We start from the raw sequence: 18342 nt of genomic DNA on the forward strand, positions 1-18342 counted from the left end.
AGCCGCCCGCCGGGAGGCGTCACGGAGCCGGAGCGCGGCGGGTGGACGGTTGCGACGGGAATGAGTGCGCCGCACGGTCGAAGGGGACGGGTCCACGGGACGGGAAGGGGTGAAAGCGGCCCTGCGATTCGATTCCGGAATGGTCTCGGCGGATTTTGTCGCAACAGGTCGCAAGCATCAATCATATGCCCGGGACATGTCAACACCCGCATTCCGCATACCCGTTCAAGTGCCGTGGGCGGCCCGGTAAAGATGACTTCATATTCCGACTACCGAACCGGATCAAAGGTTTGGGAGCCGCGCCGTTCGGCAGAGATACAGAAATGGGGACGACAGCTCAGCCGTTCCGGAAACCGTCGCGTGGCTTGCCCGGGTCCTGTGGGACCCGGACGCCCGGAGCATGAGGCCCCCCAGACCCGCGCGCGGGCGACGGCCGTGGCCGCCACGATCCGCACCCACCGGGCGGCGGGGGCCGCGAGGCCGCTGCTCGACACGGTCGGCCGTCGGAGACCGCCCGGGTTCCGCGCGGGCCGGCCGGGACCGTCGTGGTGACGGCGCCCCGGTGGGCGAACGCGCACTTTGCGCCCCGGTGTTCGCGGAGGCCCGCGCCGCGGTAAATCCGCTGGAGGGGCTGAATCGCGGCTGCCTATAGTGCCCCGCATGCGCACCGCCTATCCCCGGACTCCCCACATGCCCTGGTCGCCCGGCTTTTCCTCGGACGATGTACGGGCCGGAAGTCTGCGCGGGTTCGCCGGGCGGGAGGTCGTCGTCACCGAGAAGCTCGACGGGGAGAACACGACGCTGTACCCGGACGGGCTGCACGCGCGGTCCCTGGATTCCGCGCACCATCCGTCCCGGGCCTGGGTCAAGGCGCTGCAGGGGCGGGTGGGGGCGCGGATACCGGCGGGGTGGCGGGTGTGCGGGGAGAACATGTACGCCCGGCACTCGATCCCGTACGACGCCCTGGAGGGCTATTTCTACGGGTTCTCGGTGTGGGACGGACACGACCGGTGTCTCGGCTGGGACGCGACCGTGCGGTTCCTGCGCGGGCTGGGGGTGCCGGCGCCGCCGGTGCTGTGGCGGGGGGTGTTCGACGAGCGGGCGCTGCGGAGGCTGCGGGTGGCCACCGGACGGCAGGAGGGGTACGTCGTACGGACCGTCGAGGGCTTCGCGCGGGAGGAGTTCGGCGAGCGGGTCGCCAAGTGGGTGCGGCCCGGGCACGTGACGACGGGGACGCACTGGATGCACTCGGCCGTCGTCGCGAACGGGCTCGGCCCGGCGGCCGCGCTGTGGGCCGTGCGCTCGGGGGCGGCGCCGGACGGGGAAGCCCTCGCCGGGCACCTCGGCGTGGCGGACGGTGACGCGGAGGCCGCCGCCGAGGCCGGCGCGCGGCTGGACGCGCTGGGACGCGGCGGGGACGCGCGGCTCGCGGGAGTGCTCGCCGCGCTGCTCCACCGCACGCCACGGGCACGGCTGATGAGCCGGGCCGCGGGACCGCTGGGCGTGCCGCTGGCGCGACGGGTCGCCGACCTGGTGGGACTGCACACCGCTCTGCAGCGGCCGTACCCGGACGCGGAGCGGCGGGCCGGGCTGGTCCGGATGTCGTTCGCGGCCGATCTGGGGGTGCTGCACGCCGTCGCGGGGTCGGTCGCGGGCGAGGATCCGGAGCGCGAGCAGGTGGATTGGTCCGCGCTGCACGCGCAGGAGGCCGGGCTGTACGGCGAGGCGCCGCTCGGCCCGCTGCGGGCCGGGCTGCACGAGGCTCTGCGGCGGGACGGGATCGGCGGCGCGGCCGGGGACCGCTGCTGGGCGGAGGCGAGGGAGGCGTACGCCCGGGGGCGGGTGTCCACGGTCGCGGAGGCGGTCGCGGCGACGTGGCGGTGGCGGGGCGGGGACTTCCCCCGGCTGGTGCACCTCGTGGGGCCGTCCGGCAGCGGCAAGAGCGCCTTCGCGGCGGGGCTGGAGGGCGTCTCGGAGTGCGTCGCGCTGGACGCTCTGCGCGAGAGGCGCGGCGCACGGGCGGACCAGAAGGCCAACGGGGAGGTGCTGCGGGAGGGCCTGGAGCGGCTGGACAGGGCGCTCGCGGCCGGAGGCACGGTGGTGTGGGACGCCACGTCGCTCAACCCGCACCAGCGGTCCCTGGTGCACGCCGTCGCGGGCCGCCGCGACGCGCTGGTCACGCACGCCGTGGTGCTCGCGGACGAGGACGAGCTCGTACGGCGCAACGCCACCCGCGCGCACCCGGTGCCGGCGGAGGTGCTGACGGGGCAGCTGCGCCGGTTCGTGCCGCCGTATCCCGGCCAGGCGCACCGCACCTGGTACGTGGGCGCGGGCGGGGCCGTGGCGGACCGCGACGGCACACTGGAGGGGGAGGAAGCCTGATGCGTACCAGCGAGGAGATCTACCACCGGGTGCGCTGGGACGCGCGGTTCGACCCCGCGCGCTTCGTGCTCGGCATCCATCAGCGCGGCGCGGCGCCCAAGCGGATGCCGCTGCCGGCGTTCGTGCCGGGCGGCGAGATCCCGTGGCACCGGGTGCTCTTCGTGGAGGCGGACGGCGAGCTCGTGTGGGACCGCGCCACGGGCGTGGACCGCGTCGACGCCTCCGGCGCGGGCCGGGTGCGCGAGGCACGCCTGCTGCGGGCGCCGTTCTTCACGGCGCGCACGCCGTACGCCTGGGACCCGTCCGCCGGACGATGGGCCCCCGCGGCGCCCGTCGCGGCCACCGCGCGGGAGGCGGGACCGGACCGGGTGCGGGTGCTGACCTGGAACACGCTGTGGGACCGCTACGACAGCCACCTCATCGACACCGCCCTGCGCCGCCCGCTGCTGCTCGAGGCACTGGAGCGCGCCGACGCGGACGTCGTCGCCCTGCAGGAGGTCGAGGCCGGGCTGCTGGCCATGCTGCTGGACGCGGCGTGGGTACGGGCCCGCTACACCGTCGGCACCGACCCCTGCGGCAGGGACGTCGACGACTGCGGGCTGCTCCTGCTCAGCCGGCTCCCCGTGCGGGAAGCGGCGCTGCACGTCCTCGGCCACCACAAGGCCGTCACCGCGGTCGTCGTGGACACCGGGTCCGGACCGCTGACGCTGGCCGCCACCCATCTGACGAGCGACCACTCCCAGGACGGGGCGGCTCGGCGCGGCGCCGAACTGACCCGGCTCGCCGAGGGGCTGGCGGGCGTGGCGGGCGGGCTGGTCCTGGTGGGCGACTTCAACGACGGCGGCCCGGGCCCGGCGCGCACGCTCGGCATGCTCGACGCCTGGACCGAGACGCACGGGCCGCACGACGACACCCCCACGTTCGATCCCGGCGTCAACCCGCTGGCCGCCGTCTCCTCGCTGACCGGCCGCGTCTCCCGCCTCGACCGCGTCCTCGTCCGCCCCGTGGACGGCCCGCACGTGACCGGCGCGGCACTGCTCGGCGACACGCCCACCCCGCAGGGGCTGTACGTCTCCGACCACTACGGCGTCGTCGCCGATCTGAGCTGCGGGGCCGGCCCACCCGTCGACGTGCTCGATGTCGCGCCGACACCCCGGACGGCGCTGGCCTGGGTGCCGCCGGCCGAGCTGTGGCCGGCGCTCCAGGCCGTGCGCCGGGACCACGACGTGCAGATCCGGCGCTGGCCGCCGCACGTCAACGTACTGTTCGGGTTCGTCCCCGAGTCGGACTTCGACCGGGCGGAGCCGCTGCTCGCCACGGCGGCCGCCCAGGTCGCGCCGTTCACGGCACGGCTGGAGGGGGTGCACACCTTCGGGCACCGGCAGGGCGCCACCGTGTGGCTGGATCCCGCGGGGCACGACGAGACGCCGTGGGCGGAGCTGTGGCAGGCACTCGTGCGGCGCTTCCCGCGCTGCCGTGGCCGCCACGACGGATTCACCCCGCATCTGAGCCTCGGCCGGACCGACGACCCGCAGGCCGTCGCCGTCGACTGCGCGGCCCGCCTCTCCCCCGTGACCGCGCGGGTCGGGGAGCTCGTCCTGATGTCCCGGCGGGGCGACGAACCGATGCGGCCACGGGCCGTCGTCGCCCTCGGCACCGGCGAGGTGCGCAGGCTTCCGGAGCCCGCGCCCGGCAGGCCCGACCGGGAGTGGGAGGACTGGGCCGCGCCCGCGGCGGGCGTGGGCGTGCGGCCCGCCACGGACGACGCGGCGGCCGAGCGGGTGGTGCGGTTCCTGGCGGACACGCTCGCGCCCGGCGAGGGCGTGGTCCATCTCGTCGGGTCGCGGCGCATGGGCTGCGCGCTCGCGGGGGCCGACCTGGATGCCGTCGCTGCGCTGCCGGGCGCCGTGGACCTCGCGGCCGTACGGGAGCGGGTCACGGCCGGGCTGCCGGGCGTCGAGCGGATCCGGGAGGTCGTGGGGGCACGTGTACCGGGACTGCGCTTCCGTGTCGGCGGTGTCGACGTCGACCTCGCGGTGGTGGCCACGGGGCCGGTGCCGGCGAAGGAGGCGGTGGCACGGCGGGCCGAGCTGGGTGAGAACGCGGCCGTCGCGCTGAGCGCGGTGTCCGACGCGGACGCGGTCCTGGCCGCCGTGAGCTCGGCCGCGGGGGCCGGAGGGGCGGCGCGGTTCGCGGCGCTGGCCCGGGGCGTGAAGGCTTGGGCGAGGGCGCGCGGCCTGGACGTGGCACCGTTCGGCGGGCTGCCCGGAATGGCGTGGGCTGTGCTCGCGGCCCGCACGGTCCGCGAGTTCCCGGACATCGCGGACGTCGGTGAGCTGCTGCGCCTGTTCTTCGGCACGTGGGCCGCGTGGGACTGGCGGGAGCCCGTCGCCCTCACCGGGGACGGTCACGGTCAAGAGAGCGTCGGGTCGCTGACCGTGCTGACGCCGAGCGCGCCCGTGCGGTCCTGCACCGAACAGGTCGGCCCGGGCGGGCGGGACCTGCTGGGCCGGGAGCTGTACCGGGCCTGGGAGACCGTGGAGGCCGCGGCCGGGTCGGGTGCGGATCCGTGGCCCGGACTGCTGTCCCCGCCGCCCCTGCACCGGCGGCACGCCGCCTGGGCCGTGGTGACGGTCCTGCCCCGGCGGGCAGAGGACCTCGACGCGTTGAACGGGCGCGTACGCGGACGTATGCGTGCACTCCTCGGCGCCCTGGAGGACGCGGGGGTCGAGGACGCGCGCCCCTGGCCGCTGCCGCCGGGAGCCCTGACGCAGCCGGCGGGCGCCGGGTACGCGATCGGGCTCGGGCCCGCGCCGCTCGACGCGCGGCGGCTCGCGGACCTCGCCGCCCGGTGGGTCACGGGCCTGCCGGGAGTCGAGGTGACGCACGTCGAGGGCGGGGCGGTTCCCACACTGCGGTGACATCGACATGTGCGCGCCGGCCGGGGCGGACTCGGGCGTGGAGCCGCCCAACTCTCCTTGGAGGACTGGCGGGACCTGCTGGTCACGGCTGAACTGGCCCACTAGGACCGGGCGGAGTGGGTGCGGACCAGACGTGCCGCGAAGGGATGACGGCGCGCGGTCACGGCCGGACAGGTGGCATCCTGCTCCGCGGCCCACGTCCAGCCGACCCCGGCCGAACGGCCCGGCCCCGCCCGGCACAGGGTGCCGGGCGCTGGCGTCCGCGTTTTCTGCCGCGCTGTCAGCGGGGTGTGCCGAAGTCCTGCGTCCAGTAGTTGCCGGGCTGCGCGAGGCCGACACCGATGTCCTTGAAACTGCAGGTCAGAATGTTTCGCTTATGACCTGGACTGGCCATCCAGCCCGCCATGACCTGCTCGGGAGTCGAGTATCCGTAGGCGACGTTCTCGCCGTAGGCACTCCAGTCGTATCCGGCGCGGGTGATCCGTTCGCCCGGGTCCGAGCCGTCGGAGCCGGTGTGCGACATGGTCTTGTGGGCCGCCATGTCCGTGCTGTGTTCCTGGGCGGCCTTGGACAGCTTCGCGTTCAGGGTCACCGGGGAGCACCCGGCCTTGCTGCGCTCGCTGTTGACCAGGGCTACGACGCGGGCCACCGCGCCGGAGGAGGGGGCCGCCGACGCACTGGTGGCACCGGGAGACGCGGCGGCGGGCGCAGGGGATGCGGCGGCCGGTGCCGAGGCCGGTTTCGCGGCGGCCGACGAGGCCGGCGTCGGGGACCGCGAGGTCCACTCGCCGTTCACCCACCGCCGGCTCGAGGACGCGTTCGTCCAGTTCTTCCACTGCCGGTGGGTCATGGCCGTCTCGGAGGTCTGATCGTTCAGACAGGCCATGGCCGCGGACGGTACCGCCAGCGCGCTCAGCGCGATGGCGGCGACGGCTATGTGCCGACGGCGTGTCTTCCTGCGGTGCTTCCTCATGGCGGGCCTCGCTCGGTCGTCCTTGATGGCGCCCCGCGGTGGGCTCGGCATTGCATAGAAACTGTGCTTGACCTGCGGTGACGCCTCTGGAGGGCCGTCATTGTCGAACCTGGGCGAGAGCCCGGCAACGAGCGCCACCACTACCCGGCCTCGTAGGCGTCCGCCGCCCTTGAATCCGGTACGGGGTTGTGCTGACCCGGCCTCCCGGAACGCGACGGGATCAGACGCGCCGTCAGGAAGCCGCCTGTTCCGGGTCGGCAGCGCGAAGGAAGCAAGCGGAGTCCGTACCGTCGGATCACGGGCGCCGTATGCCCGCTTCCAGGCGACACATCCCTCTATTTCGCCCGGGTGCCGAGTACTAACGGACAGCGTTGATTCGAGATGTTCGCGTGACGAATGTCACCGCGGCCACCGCGGCCGCACCCACGCCATCCTGAAGCCCTTCGCGACCTCGTTCCGCACACCGGATTTCACGTCACACCGTGCCGCGCGAGACGGCCGCTGGTCCCGTATCGTCGCGGTGCCGCCATGGCACGTCCGGCGGCGCGGTGTGGCCCTTGCGTTCCTTCGCAGCCGTCCACGCGGGCGCGGGCGGCCCAGTCGACCAGGAGTGCCGATGTCAGGACAGTTCGAAGCAGTCGTCGAGGTCGACCGGCCCGTCGACGAGGTGTTCGCCTACCTCGCGGACGGGCGCAACGATCCGCAGTTCAGCCCCCGGGTGCTCAGGATCGATCGGGTCCCGGACTCCCCGACCGCCGTGGGCACCGTCTTCCGGAGCACGGTCAAGGACGCCGGGATGAAGACCGGCCGGGAGTTCCGCATCACCGATCTGCAGGCGCCGGTGAAGCTCCGGTGGGCCGAGGTGTCGAAGAACGCCGTGACGGCACGCGAAGGCGGCTACGACCTGGAAGCGCTGCCCGACGGCGGGACCCGGGTCCGGCTCTTCAACGTTCTCGACGGCCACGGGCTCGGCAAGCTCCTCGTCGGCCTGGCGCTCGCCGCGGCCCGCAAGGACGCCGACGCCTTCGGCCGACGCATCAAGACGGCGGCCGAGGCGGCGATCGCTCCGCGCTGACGCCGTGTGCGCCGCCCCACCGTTCGGACGGGCAGGCCGACTGCGCGACCAGGTCTGCCGTCTGATGCGCGGGCTCCGCGTAGGCTTCGCTCAGCACGAAGACGTCCGGGGGCGGAGCACATGACAGCTGAGGCAGCACGCAGGTGGGGGTCGGTTCTCGATTCGGTCGTGGTGTACGCGCAGGGCGCGGTCTGCCGCCGGCTGGCCCGGGGCAGTGTGCCGCCCGACGGCAGGGTGCGGGTGACGGGGCTGCCCCGCTCTCTGGACCCGGGCTCCCTGCGGGCCCGGATCGCGGACTCCTCCGGACTGCGGATCACCGAGGCACGGGTGGAGGTCGAGGCCGAGCCGCCCGGTACCGGCAGCGGCACGCGTGAAGAGCTGCGGCGCGAGGTGGAACGGCTGCACGACGAGTGCGGGGCCGCGCGGGGGCGCCGGGACCGGCAGTTGAGTCTTATCGAGGAGGTCGGCGCTCTGCGCCCGGTCCCGCCCGCCCGCAAGCGGGACGACCCGCACCGCCGTACTCCGGTCGACGCGTGGCTGGAGCTCGCCGACTTCGTCGACGAGCGGCTGACCGGACTGCACGCCGGTCTCGTCGAGCTGGAGGAGGCGCTGGACCGCGCCGAGGACTCACTCTCCGTCGCCGTGGACCGGCTGGACCGCGCCTCCACCGACGCGCCGTCGGCGCATGTACAGACCACGGTCTCAGCGGTCCTGACCCTCGACGGCGCCGGTGACACCGGTGACACCGACGTGGAGGTCGAGCTGGAGTACGGCGTGCCGGGCGCCGTCTGGGTGCCGGCCTACCGGCTCACCCACCGTCAGGGCGAGAGCAGTGGCCGCCTGGTGCTGCGCGCCTCGGTCGCCCAGCGCACCGGTGAGGACTGGACCGGCGTGCGCATCGCCCTGGCCACCGCCGACCTGCGGCGCCGCACCGACCTGCCCCGGCTCCGTTCCCTCCGGATCGGACGCCGTCAGCCCGATCCTCTGCCGTCCGGCTGGCGTGAGCCCCCCGCCGGTCTGGCCGACCTGTTCGCCGGGTACGACGGGGCGGGCCCTCGCCCTGCCGGCGCGTCCACGGCTCTCGGACACGCCCCCGTGGCCGTGGCGGGCAGTGCAGCGCCCGGTCCAGTCGCACCGCCGCCTCCGCCGCCGCAGGGCTACGGCGCGCCTGTCGCCGTGCCGCCGGCGGCCCCCGCACAACCGGGCGGCATGCCCCTCGCGCCCCCCGCCGCCATGAGGCCGGCGGCCGCCGGCCGTGCCCCGTCCGCGGCGCTCCGCAAGGCCGCGCCGCCGACGCCGCCGCCGGCGGCCGGTCCGCCCCGGCCGAGCGGCGCCGAACTCGACTACACGGCCCTCGTCCTGAGCGGCGCCGACGAGCGGGACGGCCGACGGGGCCTGCTGTTTCCCGACGCTCCCCACGATCCGGTCGCGGCCGAGTACCAGCGCCGTGCCGAGGCGGTGGCCGCGCTGCCGCTGCCCGCGCACGCCGTACGGCCTCGCGCGGCGGCCGGTTCCTTCGACCACCGCTTCGACGCGGTCGCCCGCGCCGACATTCCCTCGGACGGCACCTGGCACACCGTCACCGTCGGAGAGATCCCGGTCGGTCTGCGTACCGAGTACCTGTGCGTGCCGTCCGTGGAGCAGACCGTGTACGCCACACTGGTGCTGTCCAACTCCACCGACCAGGCGCTGCTGGCCGGCCCGGTGGAGGTCACCGTCGGTGACGACTTCCTGCTGACCGCCGCGCTGCCCACGCTCGCCCCCGGCGGTGTGCGCCGGGTCGGGCTCGGGCCGGAGGAAGGCATCAGGGTCACCCGCCGCACGAATCTGCACGAGTCGACGGCGGGGCTGCGCAACAACACCACCGTGCTCGACCACCGCGTCCACGTGGAGCTGGCGAACCGGCTCGCCGGGCCCGTCACCGTCGAGGTCCGCGAGCGGGTGCCGGTCACCTCCGACGCGGACGTCAGGATCGAGGAACGGGCCGACTGGACGGCTCCCCGGGACGGCGCGGAAGCGGAGCAGCACGCCCCCGGCACCCGCATCTGGCGGGTGGACCTGCCCGCCGGCGCCACCACCGCCCTCGACGGCGGCTACGAGATCCGTATCCCGTCCGCCAAGACCCTGGTCGGCGGCAACCGCAGGAGCTGACACACCCCATGTCCACGGCACCGGAGCCGATCCCCCTCCCCGTCATCGCCGTCACCTGTCTGGAGGACCGCGCCCACGTCGAACGCGCCACCGTGCTGGACCTCGAGGCCGGCGTCCAGCGGCTGCGTCTCGGGCCCGTCAGCGCGCTGGCCGTCGACCGTACTCTGCACGCCGAGCTGACCGCCGACCACCCGGCGACCGTGCTCGACGTGCGGATCGTCCGCAGCTGGACGCCGCGCGGGCGGCGGCCCGCCGAGGACGACTCCGTTCTGCGCCGCCGCGTGCACACGCTCGAAGAGGAGCAGCTCGCCCTGGGGCGGCAGCGCGACCGGCTGCACGCGCGGCTCGACGTGCTCGGCCGTCTCGCCGCCGATCTGCTGCGGGAGATCGGCGAGGGCGCCGGTTCCGGAGAGACCGAAGGGACTCGCTGGAACCGTGAACTGGACCGGGTGGACGACGAGCGCGACTCCCACGGCGAGCGACTGCGCACCGTCGAAGCCCGGTCGGCCGCCCTCGCGGCCGAACTCGGCGAGGCCCGGCGGGCGCTGGACCTCGCCGAGGAGGAGCCCGCCGAGCTGGTCGGTCACATCGAACTGACCGTGGAGGCGTCTGCCGCCGGGGCGGCCGGGCTGCGTCTGAGCCACGTCACCCCGTGTGCGCTGTGGCGGCCCGCCTACCGGGCCGTACTCGACGGGGGGTCCCTCACGCTGGAGACCGACGCGATGGTCTGGCAGCGCACCGGCGAGGACTGGTCCGGCGTACGGCTGACGCTGTCGACGGCGCGTTCGGCGCTGGCCACCGATCCGCCCAGCCTGGGCGAGGACCGGCTCGTGCTCCAGGACCGCTCCCCCGCTGAGCGCCGCACCGTCGACGTGGAGCTGCGCGAGGAGGAGATCGCGGACCTCGGCCCGGCGGCCGCCGTACTGGGCCTGCCCGGAGTGGACGACGGCGGCGAGGTGCGCGTGCTCGGCGCCCCCGCGATGGTTTCCGTGCCCGCCGACGGCCGTGCCCATCGCGTTCCGCTCTCCGCCTTCACCACCGCAGCAGGTGTCGAATACTCGTGCACGCCCGAGCTGTCCCCCTTGGTCACCGAGGTGGCGCGGTTCGACAACCTGTCCGGCCACGCGCTGCTCGCCGGACCCGTCGACCTCATCCGCGGCAGCGGATTCACCGGCCGCGGCACCCTGGACTTCACCGCCCCGGGCGCCCCCGTCGAACTCGCCTACGGCAGCCGTGACGACCACCGGGTCGTCCGGCACACCGAGGAGACCCGGGAGACCGCCGCGCTCACCCAGCGGACCGTGCTCACCCGGACGGTCCAGCTGCATCTGTCCCGGTTCTCGGCCCCCGGCGAGCAGGGCGATCGGGTGATCGTCGTCCGCGAACGGATCCCGGTCTCCGAGGTCTCGGCGGTGGAGACCCGTCTGCGCAAGGAGTCCTGCTCCCCCGCCCCCGACACGGTCGACGCCGATGGCATCGTCCGCTGGAACCTCGCGCTCCCGCCCGGCGGACGACGCACCGTCACCCTGGTCTACGACCTCTCGGCGAGCGCCAAGGTCAGCGGGCTCTGATCCCGGCCGCCCCGGGCGGCTCTCCCGGCGGGCCTGCTTCAGGCGCGTGCCGGTTCCAGGGTCGCCGGGGTGGGGCCGTCGGGGCGGACGGTGATGCCGTACACCGCCTTGGTGGGGGTCGAACCGAACACGGGGGTGTGGTCGGGCAGCAGGTGTTCGAGCAGGGCGGCCGATTCACGGAGCGCGAACTGCAGGCCGAGGCAGGCGCGCGGACCGATACCGAAGGGGAAGTAGGCTCCCGGATGGGTGGGGCGGCCGTCCGGGGTGGTGAAGCGGCGGGGGTCGAAGTGCTCCGGGTCCGGCCACAGTTCGGGGTCGCGGTGGGTGAGGTAGGGACAGACCAGCAGATCGGTGCCCGCCTCGACGGCGTGGCCGGCGAGGGTGTCGTCCTCGGTGGTGTGCCGGGGCAGGATCCAGGCGGACGGGTAGAGCCGCAGTGTCTCGTGGACCAGCGCCTGGACGGCCTGGCGGCGCCCGGCCGTTCCTTCGCCGCCGGCGGCGAGCGCCTGCCGGCGGGCGGCGGGGTACCGGTCGAGGAGCAGGTGGAGCCAGGTCAGGGTGGTGGCGGTGGTCTCGTGTCCGGCCACGAGCAGCGTGACCAGTTCGTCGCGGATCAGCCTGTCGGTGTATTCGGGGTGTTCGGTGGCTGCGTCGGTCAGGACGTGCAGCAGGCCGGGGCCGTCGGGTCCTGCCGCTCCGCTGCGGGCGGCCTCGATGGCGTGCCGGGCGACCGCGTCGATCCGGGCGAGATCGGCGGCCACGGCGTCATGGGCGTCGGCGGCATCGGCGGGCAGCGTCGGGAGGGCGGTCGCCACGGTGGTGACGGCGGCGAGTTCCCGCTCGGTCCCGTCGTCGAGGGGATGCCCCGTGAGTGAGCGCCAGATGGCGTCCAGGGCGAAGCGGCGCATCTCCTGCCCGACGTCGAACGGCTGTCCGGTACGGGCGTACCCGGCCCAGCGCCCGGCGGTGGTCCGGGCGGCCGCGGTGATCCGCCGGTCGTAGCGGCGCATTCCGGTGCCGGTGAACTGGGACTGCAGCAGCCGGCGTTGCCGCTTCCACGCGTCACCGGTGGCGGCGAGGACACCGTCGCCGATCAGCAGCCGGGCGCGGTGGGAGCGCTTGACGTACCGCTCCGGGTGCCGGGCGAGTACGTGCTGCACGGCCCGCGGGTCGGTGACGAGCACGGTGCGGGCGGACCCCAGACGGAACGCGGCGACGCCGCCGAGCCGCTCGCGTACCTGGGACAGCAGCTCGACCAGTTCCCCTCCCCCCGAACGCCACCGCTCCACCAGCCCGGGCTCGGCCTCGGGGAGGGGCCGCCCCGGGCCGGGAGCGTGCGGAAGGGAACCGGGACCGGTTTCGGTGTCCATGTTTCGTCTCCTGGTCAGCCGCTGGGCTTGGCCGCATCAGAGCGCAAGCACCACGGACTGTACGGGAGTGGGCACACCTGGTGACAGTCGGTCCCGGGGCGGCCTCCGTCGCGCCGTGCGCGTGCGGCGGCGCGCGGGTGATCTCCGGGGGTCAGGGCTTGATGCCGACGGCGGTCCAGAGGCTGACCTCCGCGTCCGTGGGGGCCTGGACGGGCCGCGCTCCGACCGACGCGTCCGGACGCCAGCGGTGACCGACACTGACGCCGGGGTCGAGCAGTTCCAGCCCGTCGAAGAAGCGCGCGACGTCCTCCCGGGAGCGGAACTGCACCGGCGTCCCGGCGGCGGTGTATATGTCGGTGACCTTCTGCCAGGTGGGCGGGTCGAAGTCGGGCGTGCAGTGGCTGAGGGCGAGCGCGCTGCCCGACGGCAGGGCGTCGAGCAGCCTGCCGACGATCCCGTACGGGTCCTGGGCGTCGGTGACGAAGTGCATGAGGGCGTTCAGCGAGAGCGCCACGGGCCGGTCCAGGTCCAGGATGTCGGCCAGTTCGGGGGCGCTCAGCAGTGCCGCCGCGTTGTTGACGTCCGCTTCGATGTACGTGGTGCGGCCCTGGGGGGTGCTGCGCATGAGGCGCTCGGCGTACTTGAGGACGAGGGGGTCGTTGTCGGCGTACACCACGCGCGCTTCGGGGACGACGCTCTGGGCGACCTGGTGCAGGTTCGGCTCGGTGGGAATGCCGGTGCCGATGTCGAGCCACTGACGTATGCCGTGTTCCCGCGCGAGCACGCGGGTGGCCCGGTGCATGAAGGCCCGGTTCTCGCGGGCGCACACGAAGATTCCGGGATAGGCCGCGGCGACGGTCTCGGCGGCCCGCTTGTCGACTTCGAAATGGTCCTTGCCGCCGAGGTAGTAGTCGTACATGCGGGCCGAGTGCGGCCTGCTGGTGTCGATGCCCCCTGCGGCGCGGGTGTTGCTCATCCTGTCCTGTCCCCTTCGGTGGTCTGCGTGGTGTGCCGGGCGGGTCATGTCCGGGGCCGGCGCGAACTCTCCCCCGTCTGCGGTTCGGTCAGCCGGCCGTCAGATGATCGGCGAGCCCCCTCTTGATTCCCTCGACGAAGGCGGCCATCTCCTCCGGCGAGTAGATCAGCGCCGGGCCGGTGGGGTCGGTCGACTGCCGGAAGGCGACACGGCCGTCGGCGAGTTGCTTGGTTTCCACGCACTGGCCCCCGTTGGGGCCGCTCCAGGGGCATTCCCATCCTTGTTCGCCCAGGTCGGAGGCGGGCATGCCGTTGTAGACAACGCTGTCGGCGATGGTCACGAATACTCCTTTCGCATGCGGTTCAGGAGGGCTCTGCTGTCCGCGGAGGAGGTCAGCAGGGACATCCGGTTGTGCGCCTCGAGGTGGGCCGCGACATCGGAGCGCTGGTCCAGGTACACGGAGGCGGACAGGATTTCGCTGTAGACGATGTCGGGCAGTTCCGGTTCCTCGAAGCGGAAGTAGGTGAAGGGCGCGCACGCTCCGACATGCGCGCCCGCGGAGAACGGCACGATGTCGACACTGACGTGGTCCAGGTCCGTGACCTCCAGGAGCCGGTCGATCTGCTCCCGCATGACCTCGGCGCCGCCCGCCACCCGGTGCAGGACGGCCTCCTCCATCACCACCCACAGTGTGGGGGCGTCGGGCTTGGTCAGCAGGCTCTGGCGGCGCAACCGCAGATCGACACGCCGCTCCAGGTCCTCGTCGCTGTCGTTGGGGAAACCCCCGCGCAGGACGGCGCGCGCGTACCCGTGCGTCTGCAACAGCCCGGTGACGTAGTGGGGTTCATAGGTACGCAGGGTCTTCGCCCCGCTCTCCAGGCTCACGTAGGCGGTGAACCAGCTCGGCACGACGTCGCGGTAGGCGTGCCACCAGCCCGGCTGGTTGGCCTGCTCGGCCAGGTCGACGAACTCGTCCATCTCCTGCCGGTCGGCCCCGTAGGTCTGCAGCAGCTTCTCCACGTACACGGGTTTGAGGCCGACCTCCGCCTTCTCCAGACGGCGGATGGTCAACGACGTGACCCGCAGGGCCTTCGCCGCCGCCTCCAGCGACACGCCCGCGCCGAGCCGCCGCTCCCGGAGCCGGCGCCCGAGGATCATGCGCAGAACGGTCGGCGCACTGGTGCCCGCGCCGGGACGAGCGTCGCTCACTGCGCCACCTCCTGATGATGCGTCATCGGCTCCAGTCTGCGCAGAGCTTGATGATGCAGCCAAACGGATACCGTCGAAGTGAAATTATCAGGGAGATGGTTGCAGCGTGAACTCGCCTACCAGCATAGTTACTTGCGTGAACGACATCGCCGACCACGGCAGCATCGTTGTCACCACCCCTACCCTCACACGGAGTCGGTGCGCGGCTACGTCGCGTTCTCGAGCGGCTGTCCGACCGGGAACACCCCCCTCCCGGCAGGAGCACCGCCTGCCCCGGCCCCTACCGCGCCCCTCCTGACGGAAGGCGACAAGCGTGTCCCCCCACACGACTTCCTCCCCCCAGCTCTTAGGCCGGGCGGACCAGGAACGTACGCACTGGATCGAGTTGCCCGCGCAGCGGTCCAGCATCAGCGTCGCCCGCCGCTCGGTGAACGCGCGTATGACCGCCTGGCACGTGCCCGACGAGATCTCCGCGGACGCGGTGCTGCTCGTGTCCGAGCTGGCCACCAACGCCGTGTGCCACACGTCCAGTGCGCGCATCCTGTGCGGGCTGGGGCTCGTCGCGGAGGACTGCCTCCGGGTGGAGGTGCACGACCACGCCCGCCCGGGCGGCGGTCTCCCTCCGCGCGAGGCGGGCCCCGACGACGAGGGCGGCCGGGGGCTGTTCCTGGTGCAGCAGATCGCCCACGCCTGGGGAGTCGACCAGTCCCGGCTGACCGGCGGCAACGCGGTGTGGGCGACCTTGATCACGCCTGTGTGAGGGCACGGGGCACAGGCGGGCGCCCGTGCCGGACGCCGGAGCGACGGGCCCCCGAGATGCACGCGGGCCCGGCTCGGTGGAACCTGGTGATCATGCAACGTAAGGGCGCGCGGCACGGCGGGGACCACGATGTGGAAGCGACGCTGGACGAGCTCTACACCGTCCCGCCGCCCGGCTTCGTCCCCCGCCGTGAGGAGCTGGCGGCCGCGGCCAGGACGGCGGGGCGCGTGGAGGACGCCCGCCGGATCCATGCCGCCCGCCGTCCCACGCTCGCCGCCTGGGCGGCGAACCTGCTGCTGCGCTCGCGGCCGGAGGAGAGCCGGCGGTTCCTCGAGCTGGGGCGGGCGCTGCGCGAGGCCTATCAGAGCCTGGACACCAGTGGCGTCAAACAGCTGTCCGAGCAGCGCCGCGGGATCGTCACCTCCCTGTCCCTGCAGGCCGCCCGGCTCGCCCGCGAGAGCGGCCACCGGCTGTCCGACACGGCTCAGCGGGACGTCGAATCCACCCTGCACGCCGTGCTCACCGATCCGGCCGCCGCGGACCAGTGGGCGGCCGGCCGTCTGACGGGCGCCCTCACCCCGCCGGCGGACTTCCCGTCCGCCGCGGCCGCATCGGCCGGCACCCGGCCGAAGCGGACCGGGGACGAGACGCCGCCGTCGGGGAGTCGGGCCGGGGACGACCTCGCGGAGCGACGCGGCCGACGGCTGCGGGAACAGCTCGCTCAGGCCCGCAGGACAGCCAAGGCGGCCGACCGCCGCCTGCGCGACCTGCGCACGGCACGGACGGCCGCAGGCACGGCACTGGAGCAGGCACGTGCGCGGCTCGACCGGGCCCAACGGCAGGTGACCGCTGTCGAACGACAACTCGGTCCGGCACGCGAGGAGTTCCAGCAGGCCGACCGGGAACACAAGGAGGCGGCGGAACGGCACCGGGCGGCGGCCGGCGCCGTGACGCGTGCCGAGCGGGCCGCCGGGGAGGCCGCGCAGGAGGTGGAACGGCTGTCCGGTCCCGACAGCGAGCGCCCCGTCGGGCGACGTCCGCCCCGTTGACCGAGGCTTCCCGACAGGACGAGGCGTTCGGCCTGCCTCAGGGTCGCCCGGCGGCGTGTTCCCTCAGGAAGGCGCCCGCGTGGGCCGCGGCCTCTTCCTTCGTGGCGTACGAGGTGTCGCCGTCGGACGTACCGTGTGTTCCGTCGGCACCCTGACCGGTCCACCTCCAGCCGCCCGACGAAGGCTCCGGCGTCAGTTCCGCGGTTCCACCGCACAGTTCCAGCGGGGTGGAACCGTGCGCCGAGGCGGCCGGCGGGCGGCTGACGGCGTCAGGCCATTTCTTGCGGGCGCCCTGCCGGGTGATGCCCCAGACGGAACCCATCTGCTCATAGCTCGCACCGTAGGACCCGGCGGTTCCGGCCGCGATCGCGGTCAACCGCTTGACCTCGGTGTCCACAACCTTCCAGGCGGCCAGGACCGACAGCGTCACTTCGACCGGGTCCGCCGCCCACATGCGGTCTTCCGGCAGTCCTGACGCGCGGGAGCGGATGGCCGACGCGAGCGGAGTGAGGGCGTCGTGGAGAGCCTTGCCGAGTTCCGCCTGCTCTTCGGGGGTGATCTGAGGCGAGGTCATGTGACAACTATAGTTACCTCACGGAGGGTTGTAAACTTTAGTTTCCGACGCTCGGGGTGTGGGGACTTGCGCGCCGGGCCGGCCGGCCCGTGTCCTGCCCGAAGGCCCATTGCAGCTTCGGTTCCATCACGAAGCGGAAGATCCGCTGTACGGGCGGGGTGCACAGCGCGGTCATCACACCGGCGGCGACGAGACTCACCGTGATCTCGCCCAGCGGCTCATGGGGCCAGTCGTAGCGGGACCAGGACCAGCGGTTGCCGGCCTGGATGACGAAGCCGTGCAGAAGGTAGCCGTAGAGCGTGCCGGCGCCCAGCGCGGTGAACCAGGTCCTGCGCCCGGGGATCCAGGCCAGGAAACAGACGACCAGGACCAGCGAACAGGCGAAGAGGGCGAGGGTCATCACGGGCCCGTCCCAGGCGGGCGCGCCGAGGTCCGCCGCCGCGTCCTTGTGGAAGAACCAGGCGTAGTTCATCCGCGGCACCGCCCAGTACGACACGAGGAGCGCGGCCATGAAGACCGGTACGGCCAGGACGCGGACCTCGCGGCGGCGCACCAGCCGGAAGTGCTCCGGCCTCAGGCACAGGCCGAGCACGAAATAGGGCAGGAACTGCAGGGCGCGCTGCAGGTCGAGGTCGTCACCGATGGACGGCGACATCGTGGCCAGCGCCGCGAGGGCGAGGGCGATCGGAAGGGGCCACCGGACGAGTCTCCACAGGGGCGTGGTCAGACGCCAGATGAACAGCGCCGCGAGGAACCACGTCAGGTACAGCGGCTCCAGCAGGCTGACCGGGCGGTCGGGAACGCCGTCGCTCCAGCGGGTGAAGAACGTGTAGGCCGTCTCGAAGACGACGTAGGGCACCACGACGCCGCCGACCAGACGCCTGATCTTCGGCGGACTCGCGTCGAAGCCGCGCGAGAAGTAGCCGGACATCACGATGAAGGCGGGCATGTGGAAGGCGTAGACGACCATGTAGAGCGCGGTGACGGTGCGGCTGCCGGACCGCAGCGGCTCCCACGCGTGTCCCACCGCCACCAGCACGATGGCCAGGTACTTGGCGTTGTCGAAGAACGCGTCCCGCTGTCTGACGGGACTCGGTGCGGCGGGACTCGGTCGGGCGGGACTCTGTCCGGCGGGGCTCCTGAACTGCTGCGGAACGGGCTGGGTATCGGTGTGTCGCTGGCTTTCGGGCACGGTTCCTTCCTAAGGAGCCCGGGCGGACCGAACACGGCGGGCAGGCCGAACCGCGTATTACCGGGCTGGGGCAGGGGATGTCGGAAGGCACCCTAGCCATCGCGCCAGGGCATCGCGAACCCGGGACGGCCGGGCCCGG

Annotated in this window: 15 protein-coding genes; 8 read left to right on the plus strand and 7 right to left on the minus strand. The window is 73.5% G+C overall.

From position 1 onward, the window contains the following. Positions 1 to 660 precede the first annotated feature (660 nt). Positions 661 to 2382 carry an RNA ligase family protein gene (locus ABT057_RS30995; RefSeq protein ID WP_352346943.1) on the plus strand — a complete coding sequence of 574 codons (1722 nt, stop codon included), beginning with the start codon at positions 661 to 663 and terminating at the stop codon, positions 2380 to 2382. After that, positions 2382 to 5303: a poly(A) polymerase gene (locus tag ABT057_RS31000; RefSeq protein WP_352346944.1), complete on the plus strand. Its 2922-nt coding sequence runs from the start codon at positions 2382 to 2384 to the stop codon at positions 5301 to 5303. The genes ABT057_RS30995 and ABT057_RS31000 overlap by 1 nt, the downstream gene beginning before the upstream one ends. A 280-nt stretch (positions 5304 to 5583) precedes the next feature. Here ABT057_RS31000 and ABT057_RS49265 read toward each other — a convergent pair whose 3' ends face one another. Next, a complete protein-coding gene (locus ABT057_RS49265) occupies positions 5584 to 5895 on the minus strand; it encodes a CAP domain-containing protein (protein ID WP_502973992.1) in 312 nt (103 codons plus the stop codon). 16 nt (positions 5896 to 5911) lie between these two features. Between ABT057_RS49265 and ABT057_RS49270 the strand changes: the two genes are divergently transcribed. The 4 genes from ABT057_RS49270 to ABT057_RS31020 all read left to right on the plus strand — a co-directional run bounded on the left by ABT057_RS49270 (position 5912) and on the right by ABT057_RS31020 (position 11073). Then, entirely contained in the window at positions 5912 to 6172 is a 261-nt protein-coding gene (locus ABT057_RS49270; RefSeq protein ID WP_502973993.1) for a hypothetical protein, read from the plus strand. Between the two features lie 720 nt (positions 6173 to 6892). Further along, a complete protein-coding gene (locus ABT057_RS31010; protein WP_352346946.1) occupies positions 6893 to 7351 on the plus strand; it encodes an SRPBCC family protein in 459 nt (152 codons plus the stop codon). Between the two features lie 120 nt (positions 7352 to 7471). Then, positions 7472 to 9502 carry a DUF4139 domain-containing protein gene (locus tag ABT057_RS31015; protein WP_352346947.1) on the plus strand — a complete coding sequence of 677 codons (2031 nt, stop codon included), beginning with the start codon at positions 7472 to 7474 and terminating at the stop codon, positions 9500 to 9502. Positions 9503 to 9510: 8 nt separating this feature from the next. After that, a complete protein-coding gene (locus tag ABT057_RS31020) occupies positions 9511 to 11073 on the plus strand; it encodes a mucoidy inhibitor MuiA family protein (RefSeq protein ID WP_352346948.1) in 1563 nt (520 codons plus the stop codon). Between the two features lie 38 nt (positions 11074 to 11111). Here ABT057_RS31020 and ABT057_RS31025 read toward each other — a convergent pair whose 3' ends face one another. The 4 genes from ABT057_RS31025 to ABT057_RS31040 form a co-directional block, all read right to left on the minus strand. After that, entirely contained in the window at positions 11112 to 12443 is a 1332-nt protein-coding gene (locus tag ABT057_RS31025) for a cytochrome P450 (RefSeq protein WP_352346949.1), read from the minus strand. Between the two features lie 151 nt (positions 12444 to 12594). Continuing rightward, entirely contained in the window at positions 12595 to 13419 is an 825-nt protein-coding gene (locus tag ABT057_RS31030; RefSeq protein WP_352346950.1) for an SAM-dependent methyltransferase, read from the minus strand. Between the two features lie 88 nt (positions 13420 to 13507). Further along, on the minus strand, positions 13508 to 13726 hold the full coding sequence (locus ABT057_RS31035) for a DUF397 domain-containing protein (protein ID WP_502973996.1): 219 nt from the start codon (positions 13724 to 13726) through the stop codon (positions 13508 to 13510). A gap of 29 nt (positions 13727 to 13755) precedes the next feature. Further along, complete coding sequence (locus tag ABT057_RS31040; RefSeq protein WP_352346952.1) at positions 13756 to 14628, minus strand: Sco1979 family transcriptional regulator; 873 nt, start codon at positions 14626 to 14628, stop codon at positions 13756 to 13758. 313 nt (positions 14629 to 14941) lie between these two features. On the opposite strand from ABT057_RS31040, the gene ABT057_RS31045 reads away from it, so the two are divergent. Then, positions 14942 to 15388, plus strand: coding sequence for an ATP-binding protein (locus ABT057_RS31045; RefSeq protein WP_352346953.1), 447 nt, complete (start codon positions 14942 to 14944; stop codon positions 15386 to 15388). A gap of 92 nt (positions 15389 to 15480) precedes the next feature. Further along, complete coding sequence (locus tag ABT057_RS31050) at positions 15481 to 16437, plus strand: hypothetical protein (protein WP_352346954.1); 957 nt, start codon at positions 15481 to 15483, stop codon at positions 16435 to 16437. A gap of 37 nt (positions 16438 to 16474) precedes the next feature. Here the strand turns inward: ABT057_RS31050 and ABT057_RS31055 are convergent, their stop codons facing one another. Further along, a complete protein-coding gene (locus ABT057_RS31055) occupies positions 16475 to 17011 on the minus strand; it encodes a hypothetical protein (RefSeq protein WP_352346955.1) in 537 nt (178 codons plus the stop codon). 37 nt (positions 17012 to 17048) lie between these two features. Then, positions 17049 to 18203, minus strand: a complete 1155-nt coding sequence (locus ABT057_RS31060; RefSeq protein ID WP_352346956.1) for an acyltransferase family protein — start codon at positions 18201 to 18203, stop codon at positions 17049 to 17051. Positions 18204 to 18342: the final 139 nt, after the last annotated feature.

Origin of the sequence: Streptomyces sp. NPDC002588 (assembly GCF_040295925.1) — a bacterium.
GTDB lineage: Bacteria > Actinomycetota > Actinomycetes > Streptomycetales > Streptomycetaceae > Streptomyces.

Bases quoted from the DNA above. Each gene is read 5' to 3' on its own strand.
- ABT057_RS31030 (WP_352346950.1), bottom strand. From the start codon at position 13,419: ATGAGCAACACCCGCGCCGCAGGGGGCATCGACACCAGCAGGCCGCAC.
- ABT057_RS30995 (WP_352346943.1), top strand. From the start codon at position 661: ATGCGCACCGCCTATCCCCGGACTCCCCACATGCCCTGGTCGCCCGGC.
- ABT057_RS31025 (WP_352346949.1), bottom strand. From the start codon at position 12,443: ATGGACACCGAAACCGGTCCCGGTTCCCTTCCGCACGCTCCCGGCCCG.
- ABT057_RS31035 (WP_502973996.1), bottom strand. From the start codon at position 13,726: ATGCCCGCCTCCGACCTGGGCGAACAAGGATGGGAATGCCCCTGGAGC.
- ABT057_RS31055 (WP_352346955.1), bottom strand. From the start codon at position 17,011: ATGACCTCGCCTCAGATCACCCCCGAAGAGCAGGCGGAACTCGGCAAG.
- ABT057_RS31050 (WP_352346954.1), top strand. From the start codon at position 15,481: ATGCAACGTAAGGGCGCGCGGCACGGCGGGGACCACGATGTGGAAGCG.
- ABT057_RS31015 (WP_352346947.1), top strand. From the start codon at position 7,472: ATGACAGCTGAGGCAGCACGCAGGTGGGGGTCGGTTCTCGATTCGGTC.
- ABT057_RS31000 (WP_352346944.1), top strand. From the start codon at position 2,382: ATGCGTACCAGCGAGGAGATCTACCACCGGGTGCGCTGGGACGCGCGG.
- ABT057_RS31020 (WP_352346948.1), top strand. From the start codon at position 9,511: ATGTCCACGGCACCGGAGCCGATCCCCCTCCCCGTCATCGCCGTCACC.
- ABT057_RS31010 (WP_352346946.1), top strand. From the start codon at position 6,893: ATGTCAGGACAGTTCGAAGCAGTCGTCGAGGTCGACCGGCCCGTCGAC.